Origin of the sequence: Thermacetogenium phaeum DSM 12270, from assembly GCF_000305935.1 — a bacterium.
GTDB classification, from domain to species: Bacteria; Bacillota; DSM-12270; order Thermacetogeniales; family Thermacetogeniaceae; genus Thermacetogenium; species Thermacetogenium phaeum.
The window spans coordinates 52184-67421 of record NC_018870.1 but is presented as its reverse complement, the minus strand read 5'-3'; the positions used below and the strand labels follow the sequence as shown (position 1 = coordinate 67421).

General features: G+C 56.8%; 18 protein-coding genes. 5 read left to right on the top strand and 13 right to left on the bottom strand.

From position 1 onward, the window contains the following. Positions 1-364 precede the first annotated feature (364 nt). The 8 genes from rpsR to TPH_RS00330 form a co-directional block, all read right to left on the bottom strand. The gene (rpsR, locus tag TPH_RS00370; protein ID WP_015049241.1) at positions 365-592 is read right to left on the bottom strand and encodes a 30S ribosomal protein S18; all 228 of its coding nucleotides are present in this window, start codon (positions 590-592) and stop codon (positions 365-367) included. Between the two features lie 25 nt (positions 593-617). Continuing rightward, on the bottom strand, positions 618-1067 hold the full coding sequence (locus tag TPH_RS00365) for a single-stranded DNA-binding protein (protein ID WP_015049240.1): 450 nt from the start codon (positions 1065-1067) through the stop codon (positions 618-620). A gap of 26 nt (positions 1068-1093) precedes the next feature. After that, entirely contained in the window at positions 1094-1393 is a 300-nt protein-coding gene (gene rpsF, locus TPH_RS00360) for a 30S ribosomal protein S6 (protein ID WP_456243256.1), read from the bottom strand. 122 nt (positions 1394-1515) lie between these two features. Beyond that, positions 1516-1713 (bottom strand): DUF951 domain-containing protein, encoded by a 198-nt coding sequence (locus tag TPH_RS00355; RefSeq protein WP_015049238.1) that lies wholly within the window; start codon positions 1711-1713, stop codon positions 1516-1518. 835 nt (positions 1714-2548) lie between these two features. Next, on the bottom strand, positions 2549-3136 hold the full coding sequence (gene yedF / locus TPH_RS00350; protein ID WP_015049237.1) for a sulfurtransferase-like selenium metabolism protein YedF: 588 nt from the start codon (positions 3134-3136) through the stop codon (positions 2549-2551). Positions 3137-3173: 37 nt separating this feature from the next. Then, positions 3174-4232: a selenide, water dikinase SelD gene (gene selD, locus TPH_RS00345; protein WP_081578540.1), complete on the bottom strand. Its 1059-nt coding sequence runs from the start codon at positions 4230-4232 to the stop codon at positions 3174-3176. A 277-nt stretch (positions 4233-4509) separates the two neighbouring features. Next, a complete protein-coding gene (locus tag TPH_RS00335; protein ID WP_015049234.1) occupies positions 4510-5223 on the bottom strand; it encodes a CvpA family protein in 714 nt (237 codons plus the stop codon). A 177-nt stretch (positions 5224-5400) separates the two neighbouring features. Continuing rightward, complete coding sequence (locus TPH_RS00330; RefSeq protein WP_015049233.1) at positions 5401-5673, bottom strand: hypothetical protein; 273 nt, start codon at positions 5671-5673, stop codon at positions 5401-5403. Between the two features lie 299 nt (positions 5674-5972). On the opposite strand from TPH_RS00330, the gene TPH_RS00320 reads away from it, so the two are divergent. Next, positions 5973-6614 (top strand): phosphoribosyltransferase, encoded by a 642-nt coding sequence (locus tag TPH_RS00320; protein ID WP_236608803.1) that lies wholly within the window; start codon positions 5973-5975, stop codon positions 6612-6614. Here the strand turns inward: TPH_RS00320 and TPH_RS00315 are convergent, their stop codons facing one another. The 4 genes from TPH_RS00315 to TPH_RS00295 form a co-directional block, all read right to left on the bottom strand. After that, positions 6615-7481, bottom strand: coding sequence for a DMT family transporter (locus TPH_RS00315; RefSeq protein ID WP_015049231.1), 867 nt, complete (start codon positions 7479-7481; stop codon positions 6615-6617). A 516-nt stretch (positions 7482-7997) separates the two neighbouring features. Next, the gene (locus TPH_RS00305) at positions 7998-8225 is read right to left on the bottom strand and encodes an H-type small acid-soluble spore protein (RefSeq protein WP_015049230.1); all 228 of its coding nucleotides are present in this window, start codon (positions 8223-8225) and stop codon (positions 7998-8000) included. 41 nt (positions 8226-8266) lie between these two features. Continuing rightward, positions 8267-10987: a UPF0182 family membrane protein gene (locus TPH_RS00300; RefSeq protein ID WP_015049229.1), complete on the bottom strand. Its 2721-nt coding sequence runs from the start codon at positions 10985-10987 to the stop codon at positions 8267-8269. A 170-nt stretch (positions 10988-11157) separates the two neighbouring features. Continuing rightward, on the bottom strand, positions 11158-11700 hold the full coding sequence (locus TPH_RS00295) for an RNA 2'-phosphotransferase (RefSeq protein WP_015049228.1): 543 nt from the start codon (positions 11698-11700) through the stop codon (positions 11158-11160). A gap of 151 nt (positions 11701-11851) precedes the next feature. Between TPH_RS00295 and TPH_RS00290 the strand changes: the two genes are divergently transcribed. The 4 genes from TPH_RS00290 (at position 11852) to TPH_RS00275 (ending at position 13519) form a co-directional block, all read left to right on the top strand. Beyond that, complete coding sequence (locus TPH_RS00290) at positions 11852-12226, top strand: hypothetical protein (RefSeq protein WP_028991222.1); 375 nt, start codon at positions 11852-11854, stop codon at positions 12224-12226. A 263-nt stretch (positions 12227-12489) separates the two neighbouring features. Further along, positions 12490-12699, top strand: coding sequence for a hypothetical protein (locus TPH_RS00285; protein WP_015049226.1), 210 nt, complete (start codon positions 12490-12492; stop codon positions 12697-12699). 198 nt (positions 12700-12897) lie between these two features. Then, on the top strand, positions 12898-13125 hold the full coding sequence (locus tag TPH_RS00280) for a type II toxin-antitoxin system Phd/YefM family antitoxin (RefSeq protein WP_015049225.1): 228 nt from the start codon (positions 12898-12900) through the stop codon (positions 13123-13125). After that, positions 13109-13519: a PIN domain-containing protein gene (locus TPH_RS00275; RefSeq protein WP_015049224.1), complete on the top strand. Its 411-nt coding sequence runs from the start codon at positions 13109-13111 to the stop codon at positions 13517-13519. Before TPH_RS00280 ends, TPH_RS00275 begins: the two co-directional genes overlap by 17 nt. Before the next feature lie 424 nt (positions 13520-13943). On the opposite strand, the gene TPH_RS00270 is transcribed toward TPH_RS00275, so the two are convergent. Beyond that, the gene (locus tag TPH_RS00270; protein WP_028991223.1) at positions 13944-15164 is read right to left on the bottom strand and encodes a PucR family transcriptional regulator; all 1221 of its coding nucleotides are present in this window, start codon (positions 15162-15164) and stop codon (positions 13944-13946) included. Positions 15165-15238: the final 74 nt, after the last annotated feature.

Genomic DNA, 15238 nt, shown 5'->3' with positions numbered 1-15238 from the left:
TATGAAACCTAAAAAAGTTTTTTAAAAAGCGCGCATTTTGCCACTACATTACCTGATCATGGAAGTCATCAGCAGCAATCACATTGTTCGGTTGTTTCATGCGCAGCAGGCGCAATATCTTTTTCCCAGATAACCATCAGGTGAGAAGACGTCCTTTTTGGACGCTTTTCTTTATTCTCTTCAGGCGGGAGGCGAAGATGTAGCTGTAGCCTTTGTCCAGGTAGATTCGTCCAAACTCGGGGGTCAACCGACAAACTCGGGGGTTTCTTTCAACCCACCGGCTCAGCAGACATGCCGGGCGAAAAACAAAAGAGGGGGCGGCACACTCCCTCTTATAACCAAACCGTTTTTCTTTTGTTCCGAACTATTCCACAGTGAAGGGCAGCAGGGCAACATTGCGCGCCCGCTTGATTGCCGTCGTCAAGCGGCGCTGATGATAGGCACAGTTCCCTGAAATCCGCCGCGGCAGGATCTTGCCCCGCTCGGTAATGTACTTCCGCAGTCTGTAGACATCCTTGTAATCTATCGTATCCACACGCTCCACGCAGAAGCTGCAGACCTTTTTTTTCTTCTTCCCGCGCTCGCGCTTCAAGATAACACCTCCTGAAATCCGAATATTAAAACGGCGGTTCCTCCATACCGAAACCCTCATCGTTAAAAACAGGATCGTCCAGGAAGCCGGGCTCTTCTCCGGATTCCGGAGCCGCCTCCGGCCCGGTAGGCCCGGCGGCTGTAGCTCCCTCACGGGCACGATCCAGAAACCTTACCGTATCAGCTACAACCTCCGTGGCAGTTCGCGTCTGCCCTTCCGGCGTCTGATAGGAACGCACCTGCAGGCGCCCCTCGACGGCCACCAGGCGCCCTTTACCCATGTAGTTGGCGCAGGTCTCAGCGAGCTTTCTCCAGACCACAACCCTGATGAAATCGGTTTCCCGCTCACCACGGGCATTCAGGAACGGCCGGTCTACGGCAAGGGTAAAATTGGCCACTGCCGTCCCGGAGCCGGTAAACCGCAGTTCCGGCTCCCGAGTACTGCGGCCGATCAAGATCACCCGGTTAAGAAACAATGCCTTCCCCTCCCCCTTGCCAGCTTTTATGCGGCATCGCGCCTGACTATGATGTGGCGCAGCACTTCATCGGTAAGGAGCATCACCCGATCCAGCTCTTTTGCCGTTGCCGGTTCACCCTGGAATAGGATCAGGGTGTAGTAGCCCTCGCGGTAGCCCGCGATCTCGTAGGCCAACCGCCTCTTTCCCCAACGGCTGATCTGCTCGACAGATCCTTGATTCTGCTGGATCAGGTTTGCGAACCTATCGATGGCGGCAGTCGTCGCCTCCTCCTCAAGATCCGGCTTGAGGATGAAAAGAATCTCATAAGGCCGCAAACTTCCCACCTCCCTTCGGACTGATGGCCCCCGCAGGGGCAGGGACAATTCTAAAAGATTATACCATGAGAAGCAACCGGGAACAAGAAGATCAAAGCCCTTCGCAGACCTCCGGGCGTGTGCTTTAAGCTCTACTCTTCATCCGAGAGCGCCTCCCTGACCACGGCCTTGACGCTCCTTTCGAACTTCGCCCTGGGGATCATCACCTGGCGCCCACACTTCAGGCAGCGGATGCGGAAATCCATCCCCACCCGCAGGATCTCCCACTCGTCATTCCCGCAGGGATGCTGTTTTTTCATGCGCACGACATCGCCGAGGCTAAACCGCATCGGTGCCATCCTCTTCACCTTTCTCTTTCCGTCTTGCTTTTTTCTCTGTCATGAAAATAGATCGCATATCCTGCCGGTCTACCGCTTGACTCCCGATTCCAGGCCGGACAGGACGACGGCTCGCTTCGGGACAGCTCTGGATGCTGCGTTACATGTTACGAATTTGTTTCTGCCAATCGCAGCGTTTGGCCTCGCTACAAATCCATTCCATCGAAACTCGCAAGGTGTCTGTACTCGCATCCCGACCTGTCATCCTCGCTTCGCCTGTCCTGTTACCCGGCCTTCCATAGGTCGCTCGCCGGCAGACCCGTCGAGTATTTTCATACTCTGTTGGTGCCGCCGGAGGCGGCATGGGTGTCTGCTCTGAAAATACGTTTCGGTTTATCCTTGCGCTTGCTCCCGGATCTTTCGGTTTAACTCGTCCTAAGACTCGTCGATAGATAAGCAGCCGACCGGCTCCTATGCGCCTTCCCTGCCGCAGAGTCGCCTATCTCGACATCCTGTCTCGATTCGGCTGCCGTTTGCTGCTCCTTCGTCAAGGGCGAGTAACAACCTCCGTCAGGTCGCTGCGCCGACAAGGATAAACCCTTTTTTCGTTCCTATGTTGGTGCCGCCGATGGCAGCATGGTGGTCTATAGAATAGAATCCTTCCTGTTTGAGGGTTTAGGGAGCTGACCGGCGCATCCGAAGCGCCGCCTGCCGCTCCCGGCACGGCACCACCGGACGGCGTTCTCCACGAGGCGAAGCCGGCGACGATAAGGGAAAATATGAGGAGAGCGTCCTTTCAACGGGGAGCTCCCCTCTTGAGAACAACGAAGCCATCCCCCTTCAGTTGTTAAAGAAAAACAACACGGGGGCATTGCTGAAGGTATTCGACAATGGCGTACATGTTAGTGACCTCGCCCACACCCAGGCTGGAACGCAGCTGGTAATAGTCCAGGCAGGTGCCGCAGGTGAGAATGGCGGCGCCGTCTTGCTGAAGCTCGATGAGATAATCCAGCACCGGTGACCCGGTACAGGTCAGCCTGACCCCGCCGTTTAAGAATATCAGGACCTTGCCCAATCCTCCCTGCTCGCACAGGGAATAGAAGAAGTTCTTCATCAGGGTCCGCCCGAGCTCTTCACTCCCCCGGCCCAGGCAGTCTGAGGAAAACACAAAGAGTTGTGTTTCCTGTCTCTGCAGTCGGGTGGAGAAGTGCTCCGGCCTGGTAATGTGGATGTAATAATCGCTCCCCGCCCTGTCGATGTCTACCTCACAGGAGAGCGAGCGGGCCATCTTCACGATGTTATCTCTGGCGACTTCATTATCGACGACAGCCGTCACCCTCCCCTCAGCGGCCGACTCCAGGGCTTTCCTGGTCATGATCACCGGCTGGGGGCAGGAAAGCCCGCGGGCATCCACAAACACACCTTCCTCCGACAAGGCAACTCCCTCCTCTCGTTTTTTTAAAAGACTCGCCTTAAACCCCCCGCACCAGAATCCTGCCCTTTCCCCTTCCCGTAACCCGTCCGACGGCACGAGGGGAAGCAACCCCTTTTTCCCGCAGAGCGGAAAGCAGCTGCTCCCGCTTTTCTCCGGAGACGGCGATAAGCAGCCCCCCGGATGTCTGCGGGTCATAGAGGAGGTCCTCCTCGGCAGGAGAGATCCGGCCGCCGATCTCCACATGGTCCTTGAGATACTCCTTGTTTCTGTAGGCACCTCCGGGAATCAGCCCTTCCTCCGCAAACTTCTTCGCCTTTGGAAGCAGCGGGAGGGAAGCGAGCTCTATTTCCACATCCACACCGCTGTTGACGGCCATTTCCCGCAGGTGTCCGAGCAGGCCGAATCCCGTGATATCGGTGCAGGCATGGACGCCCACCAGGCGCATGGCTTCTGCGGCGGGGGCGTTGAGCAAGGCCATCACCTCCGCCAGCTTCCTCTCTTCGTCGGGAGTGAGGAGGCCTCCCTTCAGGGCCGTCACCATCACCCCCGTCCCCAGCGGTTTGGTAAGGATGAGGAAATCCCCGGGGCAGGCACCGCTGTTGGTGACGACTTCCGCGGGATGGACGACGCCGGTCACCGCCAGCCCGTACTTGGGCTCATCATCCTCAACGGAATGCCCGCCCAGCACCAGCGCACCCGCCTCGGCCACCTTGTCGCACCCCCCCTTGAGGATGGCGCGGAGCACTTCCGGGCCCAGCTTGCAGGAGGGAAAGGCAACCAAGTTCAAGGCCGTCAAGGGGGTTGCCCCCATGGCGTAGATGTCGCTCAAGGCATTGGCCGCAGCCACCTGGCCGAACCAGTAGGGGTCGTCCACCACCGGTGTGAAGAAATCCACCGTCTGCACCAAGGCGAGATCCGGCCGCAGGCGGTAAACCCCGGCATCATCGGGTATCCCAGTGCCGACCAAAAGGTCGGGATGTTCAAAGCGCGGCAGCCCGGCCAGTATTTCCTCCAGGGCACCCGGCCCCAGTTTGGCCGCTCAACCGGAGTAGCGGGCAAAGCGGGTCAATCTGATGGTTTCTTGCTCTTTCGGCACCTTGTGCTCCCCCCTTTTTCAGGGCGAGGACTGCCCCCTTCAAAAAATTGTCTTCAAAAAATTGTGCAGCTCCTTCATCGCTAAAAAAAGCCTTCCTTCCCGGACGGAACGCCGGGTCTTGCCCACCGGTTTTAGAGCTGGAGTAGCCGAACGCCCGGTTCGCCGCCGCAGCCGCCGGCCTCCGGCAGGCCCGGGGGTTGGCGATTACCCGCCGGTTTATCCTTATTATACTACTCACCGCCCGCCTGCGAAACACTTCGGCTGCCCTCCTGCCAGTTTAGACCATTCGAAAGAGGCGCGCCAGCACCAAGGCGATCGCTCCCCAGCTTCTGGTGAAATAAGGTATTAGCAGTGAGGCATTCCAGTTGTTGAGAAGCGCCTGGCGCAGCCCCTCGGCTGCCGGTAGGCCCAGGGTGAGACCGAAGATGAAAGGGGTCAGCATCCCCACCGCAACGGCCACGAAGAGGGCGCTGGTCACCAGCCCCAAGGCCAGGCCTCCCAATCTGTTCACACCCCCCAGCAGGAACAGCCCGGCAATTCTGGTGCAGATTCCGCCCAAGAAGCCCGCCAGCGAACCCAGGGTAAAGGAGGCCAGGGCATAGATGAGGAAGAAGGCCAACAGCTTTACCAGGCTGTCAGCCAGCGTGCGGGCGATGGCAACACCGCCGATGCCCAGATTCAACGCCTGCACCGGTTCCCAGAGGGAAGGCGGAAAACCGGGGACATCCGCACCCGGCACAGGATTCAAAAGAGGCTCCCCACCGCTGACGGGGATTCCGGCGCAGAAGGGAAAGAGGATGCGGGTGAAGAGCTCCTCCAAACCAAGGCGCTGCTCCAGGATGCCGGCCAAAGGGATGTAATAGTGGCCGGCCAGCCAGATCCCTCCCAGGAACCCCAAGAAAGAGGCTGCTGCGCCGATAAGCCCGCGCCGGTAACCGCTCAGAGCACCTGCAGCCAGAAGAATAAGGATGATTCCGTCGAGAAGATTCATCTCTCTCCCCCCATTCGTCCCGTCCCGGCCGATAGGCGACAGGCAGGCCGGGTTGTCCCTAAAGCCTGGAGAAAGCATTCAGGGATCGCCGCAGCCCCTGCCCGCTTTCCACAGCCGGAGGGCGCCGCATTATGCTGGCTCTTAGCTTAACCGATTTCTGGAAATTTGTCAACGAGCTCACTTGTAGCGCAGGCGAAAAAGCCCGGATAAGGCGTTGGAACCCTGGGATATAATAATCCCGGAAACGCAGTAATCGACCAGAGGATAGCTGGTCGTGAGCCCCAGGCTGCTGAAAATGCCCACCTCGTAGGCGCAGCAAAGGGTGATCCCGACCAGAATCGTCACCAGTTCCGAGGCCTTCTTGCTGACGAAGCGGCGAAAAATTGCCGTCAATGCTTCCACCACCACCGACATGAAGATAAGGGTTTGCAGAGCATCCAGCGGCTCCAAAAGGAAGCACCCCCTTTAATGGTGATCCCTAATCTTTATGCAATAAAGGGGCGGCTCTTTCCCCCGCCTGCCTGCAGCAGCAGTGGTCCCGGGGAGCCCTGGCAGGAAGCCCGGGGAAGGGCACCCCGGCCAGCGACTTCCGACTCAACAGTCCGGTGTTTTAGTCTTGAGGCGGCCGCCGGGCGCTGCTACAATAGTTTCAAAAGAGAGGGCAGTTGCCGCCTGGCCAGGGGGCGGAAAAACAGCCTCCGGCGTCAGGTCTTCCGGGATCTGGCCCCTCGGCAACCGGCAGCTGTCCTGTGGAGGTGAGTAAGCTGGTTTTTTTAGACCGCAGGGATGCGGGCAAGAGGTTGGCCGAAGAATTAACTCATTACAGGGGGAAAAATGTGCTCGTACTTGGCATTCCTCGCGGTGGAGTAATCGTGGCAGCAGAAGTGGCCAGGGCCCTGCAGGCCCCCCTCGACGTGATAATTCCCCGCAAGATCGGGGCTCCCTTCAACGAGGAACTGGCCATAGGGGCAGCAGCTCCCGACGGTGCGGTGATCTTCGACGAACGCGCCCTGTCCTTGTTGAACTTAACGAAGAGCGACCTTCAGGAGCAGATCGAGCGGGAGAGGAAAGAAATGGAACGGCGCAGCCGCTACTACCGGAGGGGGCGGGGCGCCCTCGACTGCCGGGAGAAAACGGTGATCCTCATCGACGACGGAATTGCCACAGGCATGACGGTAAAAGCCGCCCTGCAATCGCTCCGCAAACAGGAACCGGCGGCCCTCGTCCTGGCGGTGCCGGTAGCCTCCAGGGAGGCCGTCGCCGAACTGCGCCTGCTCGTAGACGACCTCATCTGCCTCCACGCCCCCGCAGCCTTTTACGCAGTGGGGCAGTTCTACGAGGATTTTCGGCAGACTACCGACGAAGAGGTCATCGCCGCCTTAGAGCAGTAGTCACCCCTTCACCACCAGGACGGCGCCGGCAAGGATCACCAGACCGCCAAGGAGCTGGCTGGCAGTCAGGTGCTGGGAAAAGAGGATGGCGGAGAAGACGACCGTCGTCAGGGGCTCCGTCATGCAGAGGATGGACGCAGTGGTGGAACCCACGATCTTGAGCCCCGCCAGAAAAGCCAAGAGGGCAAGATTGACGGTGACCACCGCACAGAGCAGCGCCATCAACCAGCCCAGCGGTTGCATCCCGAAGGAAAGGCCGCCTGCTGCGGCTCCGATGACTCCCAGCGTTACAGCCGTGGAGACGGACATGATGGTTGAAGCGTAAAGGGGGCCTACATCCCTGATCGCCCTTTTGGAGAAGATGACATAAAAAGAACAGCCCAGTGCGGCAGTGATGGCGAGAAGGACGCCGTAAGCATTCACCCGGCCCAGGGAGGTGCCCACGACCAGAACGAGACCGGCGCTGGCAACAGCAATCCCAATGCCCTTGCGCAGCGACAGCCTTTCCCAGCGAAAAAGAAGACCCCAGATTGCCACCCAGGCTGGATAGGTGTAGAAGATGAGCACGGTCAGACCGGCGGAGATGTACTGGAGGGCCGCCACATAGCAGAAAGACTCCAGGGGCTGCACAAAGGCGCCAACCGCTAAAAGTATAAGAACGGCCCTTCTGTTAACGTTCGACGGAAAGCCTCTCCAGAACAGGTAGACAATAAAAAGAACCGCCGCCAACGCGGCGCGCAGAAAGGCCAGCGTGGTCGCCGTAGCTCCGCCCTGGTAGGCATAGATGGCGATAATCGGCATAAAACCGTAACAGATGCCGGAAAAGAGGACGAGGAACACCCCGGACTGAAACCGATAGCCACCCACAGCCTATCGACCCCTCCTGCAACAACAAGCATCCTCTGGTAAATATATAACTGCCCCTTTTCGGTTTCAGCCCAGCCATCCGGCGGAACTGAAATCCGCAGATTAATTCTCGGCAGAGCGGGGGAAGTCCTTCTCCAAATACATTTTATTCGACTTTCCCTGAGAATACGTTCCGGTTCCCTCTTGCCGCTCGTTCCTGGATCTTCAGTTTAATTCACAACAAAAACTTGTGTCCGCCGGCAGCCGACCGGCTTTTCGTCCCCGCAACCGGAGAACACCCGTCTCTACATCCCTTGTCGATTCGGCCTCCTGCCTGGGCTTCTCCGTCAAGGACGAGCAGCAACCTCCTGAAGGTCGCCGCGCCGTGAGAGACAACCCCTTTCCTGCCGGCCGAACACGCCGTTAAGGTCGCTCTTAAAAAATTCGCTCCCGGGCGAGTTCCCCTGCCCGGGAGCGAATTTTCCACAACCCCTTGTTTTTTAAGATTCGGAACAGCCCACCAAGAATATTTCCGCATTATGGGCCGCCCGGCCCCTCTTCCCCGAGGGACCCACCTTCCACCAGCTCCGTCACCGGCACCTCCAGCCGCCCCCCGGTTTCCAGAAAGCGCACCTCTGCCGTATCCCCGTTCAGCCGTTCGATCCAGACGGGGAAACCGTTGTACAGCACCTCAACAACCCCCAGCGACTCCACAATCTCCTTTGCCCTTCCGCTATCCAAATGGATCAACCCCTCTTTTTCCACTTATGATTCCTCATCCCGCCGGGTATTATTAATACCCCAGGCTACCGGCCGGTTTCCCCAGCCATCTCCTTCAGCACCTGGCCTAACTCCTCGATGGCCTTGCCGTAACCCGACCAGTCTCCGGCGCGGAGGCGCTCGCCGGCCTCCTGATAGAGCTGCCAGGCCCTCCGGGCAAGAGCGGAGGAATCTCCCGGAGCCTGCGGCGTTGCGGCTCCCTGCTCCGGGGGCTGTTCGGCCCGGCCGAAGAGCCTGTCCAGCGCTCCCTGCAGATCCTTTTCCATAACCACCCTCCCGTCGTAGAAAGCGATCACCCGGATCAGCTCCGGCATGGCGCTCTCCTCGGCCTGGAGAAAGAGGGGCTTGACGTAGAGGAGCTTGCCGGCCAGGGGGACGGTAAGCAGATTTCCCCGGATCACCTGGGAACCGTGCTGGTTCCAGAGGGTAAGCTGGGCGGAGATGTCGGCGTCCTGGTCGATGCTGGCCTCTACCTGCATGGGTCCGTAGGCGTGCACATCTTTGGGAAAGACGTCCAGAACGAGCTCACCGTAGTGCTCCCCGTCGCAGCGGGCCGCCAGCCAGGCCACGGCATTCCCCCTCTTCATCGGAGTAAAGGGGAGGATCAGCAGGAACTCCTCCTCCTCTTCCCCGGGGAGCTGCATGATCACATAGTAGGGCTCCATCTGCCGGCTGGCATCGGAGTACTTCTCTTTAGGGACCTCCCACTCATCCTCCCTGTTGTAGAAAACCCGGGCATCCCGGACGTGGTATTCGGCAAAGACGTCCGCCTGCATCTTAAAAAGGTCCTCAGGATAGCGCAGGTGCGCTCGCAGGCCGGCAGGCATCTCCGACAGAGGCCGGTAAAGGCCGGGGTAGATCCTGCTGTAGGTTCCGACCACCGGGTCGGAGGGGTCGCTGGTGTAAAAGGAAATATCCCCTTCGTAGGCATCTACAACCACCTTCACCGAGTTGCGGACGTAGTTGATCCCATTTCTGGCAGCGGAGTAGGGGTAGTGACCGGCAACCGTATAGGCATCCAGGATCCAGTAGATACGCCCCCCGTCCACCACCGGATAAGGGTCCCCGTCATACCGGAGATAGGGGGCGAGGCGCCTGGCATCCTGAACGGTGCGGTTGTAGAGAATGCGGCTCTGGGGAGTGATCTCGGAGCTTAGGAGCAGGCGCAAGTCGCGGAAGTGCAGGGCGTAGAGCAGGCGCTTGATAGGGGTGAGCCTGACACCACCCTGCCCCTCGTAGTTGGTGTAAACATTCCTTTCCCCGGAGGGGTGGCTGAATTCCCCCGCCCTGGTATTGACCACTACCATGTTGCCGGTCAGCTCCCCGAAGTAGATCTCCGGGCGCTTCACCTCGATTTCCGGTGAGGAGGCAGCAGGTGGGATGTTCTTAAGCAGCATCACCGGAAGGCCGGCGTCGGTGACCTCGTTGGCCGGACTCATCACCACCCCGTAGCCGTGGGTGTACTGGAGCCGGCGGTTCACCCAGGTTCCGGCGCGCTCGGGGAGATTCTCCTGGTTCAGCTCCCGCACCGCCAGCATCACCTGGCGGTATTGATCCCCCAGGCGGTAGCGGTCGACGTCCACGTCGGCAAAAACGTAGTAGCGGCGCAGCTGCTGCAGCTGATTGTAAACCTGCTGCAGGGGGCGGAAGTCCCAGAGGCGCAGATTGCGGAGGAGGCCTGCGCTCTTCTCCAGCGTCTCCCCATCCAACCCACCTGCTCCGGCATCCGCCGCCGCCGTACTGACGCTTCTGACGTCATCCAACCCGAAGGCGAAGCGGGTGGCGTCAAGGCCGTACTCGATGTAGGGCTCCTCCCGGGCGAACTCATTGGGCTCCACCTGAAATTTCTGCACAAAGGCGGGATAAACCGCACCCAGAAGAAGGGAGGCCGCCGCCAGCACGGCCGCTCCGGCGGCAACCGGGAGAACCCTCCCCTTAAAGATGCCGACGAAGACCAGAACGGCGACCAACACGGCCAGCACCGCCAGAATCTGATATGCCGGGAGGCGGGCATGAATATCGGTGTAACCGGCGCCGGGGAAGGCACCGCTCCCGCCGACGAGGAGACGGTAGACGGACAGGTGGTAGTCCCAGGCCTTCAAAACCAGGAGGCCGGCGATGAGAGAGCCTAGGTGCAGCTTGACCGGGGAAAAGAAACGCCATCCCCCGTGCAGAAATTCGCCCGAAGCCAGCAGAAGGTAAACAAAAGCGCAGAGAAAAAGCGCCACAATAAAAGCCGAGGCCAGGGACGACTGAAGGAGTTCGTAAAAGGGCAGTTTGAAGACATAAAAGGCAGCGTCTCGGCCGAAAATGGGGTCGGTTCGCCCGAAGGGCACCGCATAGACGAATTTCTGAATCACCTCAAAGCGGGCGCCGAGGCTCACGGCGTAGATAAGGGATAAGGCGACGCTCAAGACGGTAAAGAGATATTTGCCGGCATCGGAGGTAATAAGGCGGTGCAGGGGGTTCACCATCGCCGCCAAAATCCGGCCACCGTGGAGGTCGTAAACCCGGTGCGGCGGCAGGCAGCGCCGGAGGCATCTGAAGTTGAGCTGGAAGAAGGCGAAGAGGACCAGGAAAACGGCGGCACCCACCACAAAGCGCGTCGAGAACAGCGTCCAGAAAACTCCCTGGTAACCAAGGGACTTGAACCACTCGTAATCCGCCCAGACATTAAGAGCCCTGTCGCCTAGAACCAGCGCCAGCACCACAAACAGCAGCCGGACAAGCCTCTTCCTGCCATCCACGACATTCCCTCCCCGCAGCACAAATAGAAATCCTGGACTTGCGAAAAAGCGTTTTCTCAAGTATGCTAAGAGTACTACACAATTGTCCCGGGCACGAGGGCAGGGTGCCGGCGCCTAAAAACGGGAGAAATTCCGCAACCGCAAGCCGGCCGGCAGCAGGCGGTGTAGGATCAACCTTGTGGAAACTCAAGATACCCTGCAGGAACGGCCTCCGCCAGCCATATCCGGTCATTGCCCAGGAAGAACTTGACCCCGGCATCACACGCCCTGCGGGCCCAAACCCTGAGGATTACAGGCCTGCTGTCATGCCGCCGGCCGACCTCCAGGGCGGTCGGCACATCCACCGAGAGATGAACATACTGCCGCCTTCCGGGCAGCAGGCCATTTTCCTTGATGGAGGGGAGAAAGCGCCTGGCGGTACCGTGATAAAGAATCTCCGGCGGAAAAGCTGGTTCCTTGACAACCCGCTGGGAGCGGGAGTGCCCGTAGAGCGCCCGGATCTTCCCCCCGGCCATTTCAAACCTCTTCTTCTCGGCTGACCGGATCATTTCCTGCAAGCCTCGCACATCCAGATCGCTCCAGCCCCTGCGGTGCAGCGCAGCCAACAGATCGGAAACCGGAGCCCAACCCTCTTCATCGAGCCGCAGGCCGAACTCCTGGGGAGCATGCCGGAGGGCATAGGCAACCAGCTTGCTGAGCCTTACATGGTCCATTTCTTTCCATTCTCACCCCTTCACGGCAGAAGAGAAAAAGCCACACGCAATTCTCGAATTGTTCGCCCAGAAAAGCACCAGACTCCTTTTTCGCAAAAGCCCCACAAAATGCCCGCAGCTCTATTATAGCACTTGCGGGCCGGAGGAGCTTATGATTGCGCTTCCGCCTTCCCTCCGGGAGCGGAAGCGATCGGCACAACCGATAAAAAAAGGAGTGATGCTGATGGCCACCTTTTGGGAGGAACACCGCGATGACTCCCTCTGCGCCGACTGCGGTGGGAAGTGCTGCTACGTTTACGGCCCCCCTTACAACATGACCCGGGAAAGGCTGCACGAGGATAAACATGGGGTCCACGGCGGAGGCTATTATAAAAATTACGGAGTAGAACCCCTCTCTCAAAAGATCCACCCCCATGCCTGCGAGTACTTAAGCCCCAGCGGCTGCATCATCCCCTGGGAAAAACGCCCCCCGATCTGCAAGAATTACCGCTGCGGCCTGTGGAGGGATCTGGTCTTCAGAAGATGAAGAGATGAGTCGCCCTGCGAGCCGAGGTTCTTTTTCGCAATACCTCCTTCAACCACCCCTTCGCACATGCGGTGGTCTTGCCGAAACACCGGGGTCGGTTATAATAAAATCGGAAAAAATCTCTTAAAAGAAGAAAGACCGTTTCCGGCAAATTGCCGGCGCCCGTCTGCTCTGGTGGAAAAGGGCGTTCCTCGGGGTTCAGAATCGGCCAAGAGAAAACAGCCTATGAGCGGCAACCAAATCGACAGGGGGGACAAGCGGTAATGAGCGACCTGGGAGAGGTCTTCATGAAGCTCTTCGAAAAGCCGGAGATGGAGGTGCGCAACTGCGAGAACTGCAACAGCGGGATCATCACCAGCAACGGCATCGTCTGCTGCATCGACAAAAAGCAGGAGTGCCTCCCCGACGGGTCGTATAAGTACTGGACCCCGCTGGTGGTGATCGGAGAGGAAGATCTAGAAGATGAGGCTTAAGGGTAGGCGTTTATTTGCCCATTGCGCTGCTGCTTTTATTGTTTCAAAAATTTTTAAAAATTTTTGGACTGGAGATTTTGCCCCTATTGCATGAATCTCTTTTTATATATTGTATAATTTTTGTTGATATTTTTGTTCGATTTTCGCATAATATAAGTAAGGAAATCGTTTTTTGAATTTGTACAAGGAGGTATTATTATGATTGTAACCGCTACTGAGTTTAAGAAGAACCTGGGTAAATATTTAACCCTGGCAGCCAAAGAAGATATTTATATTACCAAAAACGGAAAAAGCATTGCAAAACTAACAAGCCCAATTCACGACAAGGTGGAAATGGCAAAATCCCTGTTTGGTATTCTTCCTGCAGATGCCTCTTTAGAACAAGCTAGAGAGGAGCGTCTGAGCCGTCATGAACGTGTTGATTGATACCAATGTTATTTTAGATGCCATGCTATCACGTTCTCCTTTTAAAGAAGCTGCAGAAAAACTGTTCCTTTTAGCCGCTGAAGATAAAATCGAAGCCTGTATCACCGCAAGCAGCATTACTGATATTTATTATTTATTAAAGAAATATTTAAAAAACGACGACCATTGTAAAGAGGCTTTGCTGAAACTTTTTGCCCTTTTTAAAATACTTGACGTTACCGGCACAGACTGTGAAAAGGCCTTGGAACTGGCTATGCCCGATTATGAGGATGCATTGCTTGCTGTCTGTGCCAAGCGTAATAAGATGGACTTTATTATCACCAGAAATTTAAAGGACTTTACCAACGCTCCGGTAAAAATTATTTCCCCCGACGATTTTCTTTCCACCCTTTAAAGTACCAGCGAGAAATTTCGTGGGATTGTCGCTTGCCGGAAAGAGTTTTCAGCCAAAAGCAGCCGCTTGCTCAGATAGGCACCTGTAGTTGTCCCATAAATGTATCTAATACCGCAGGCAACAAGGCCTTATTATTTCCAGCCCACCTACGGGAGAATCCAGAATATACTGGCCGTCACCGTTGTAATCAACATTGCAGGATTCTTCTCTTCGTTCGTATACTTTTTTTATCCCCGCCCGTTCCCCTCAGGCTAAAGGCCGCATCTAACGTTCCTTCCAGACCCTCCAGGAAAGGCTCGTTCTTGAGTTGCGCCTGGCAGGTGCTGCTACCAGCATGGTGGCCTGGGAACAAAACCTTGCCGTCGCGCTTTGTTCTGAAATTCCTCCTTCTCTATTTGAAAAATGATATGCGGGGTGGAGGTCATTAAACCGTTTCAGGTGCAAAGAAGCCCCTTTTTCTCCTCCACTGGCAGAGCGCATCCCATGCTTTGACGGCTATGTAAAGATTGGCCCGCACATCCGGTTGGGAAAGGTCGGCATTAATCAGCTTTTCGATCTTGCTCAGGCGATAGTGCAGGGTATTGATGTGAACATACAGGCTTTTTGCTGCAGCGGAGCGATTAAAACCGTGATCGACGAGGCTTCTCAAGGTCGGCAGCAAAACGGCAGTGCTATTCCCGTCATCTTCAATCAGCGGCCCCAGGGTTTTCAGGCAAAAGCTCTTAACAGAGCTCAGGCCCTGGGAAAAGAGGAAGGAAAAGACGCCGAGTTCGGAAAACTCCCTCACAAACCCCTTCTTCCCCATCACCCTGAGCAGGATCAGGGTAAGGCAGGCCTCCTGATAGCTCTTATACAGATCAGACAGCGGATAGGGCTGTCCTATGCCGATAGAGGTCTTCATGCTGAATGTTTTCTCGATAAACTCTTTGCACCTGCTCCTACCAACTGACCCCGACCAGTTCACCCCCGTCTCAAAAACACCGTCTGCATAAGGGTTCGGCACAACAAAAACCAGGCCGGTAGGCAAGGCAACCGGGATCACATCCGATCCCGTTTTCTTTAAGTACTCCCGGGAATATGAGCCGACCAGGCCCCAATCGATTCCGCCTTCCGCCTCCTCGGCCTCCATAACAGCTGCTGTGTAAGGTATATTTATATTCAAATCTTTCCCGCTTGACATAAAGATCTCTCTAACATCAGAAGCGTTTTTTTGGAGAAAGTATTCCCTAAGCTCCCTTTCGAACCTTTCACCGCTCTTAGCGAATTTATGAAAAGAGGCAAAACAACACTTGACCGCCAGCCTCGCTCCTTTAAGTACGGAAGCGGTACGCGCGACGACCTCCGGAGGAAGGTCCCTTACAATGACGAATGCGCTCGCACCATTGGAACCGATGTGGTAGAAAAGGCACCCATCGCCCTGCCGATAATAAAACTCGTTCACACCTATTCCTGAGGGGATTTCGACAAACGCCTCTTCTGTCCGGCCGGCTTCGACTTCCGGATAGTGTATTCGGCCGCTGCTATCCGTTATTATCACCGGACGGTTTAACACCCTTTTCAAGTAAGAGGCAACAAAAGGCAGCCCCTCATCGAGCACCCGCTCCACTAATTCTAACTGGCGCTGACCCTCTGTTGCTATCGACATCACACGAGATCACCCCCGGGCAATTTCCCCTCCTAGCAATAAACATGCCCAGAAGGATAAATTTTTCGTTTTCG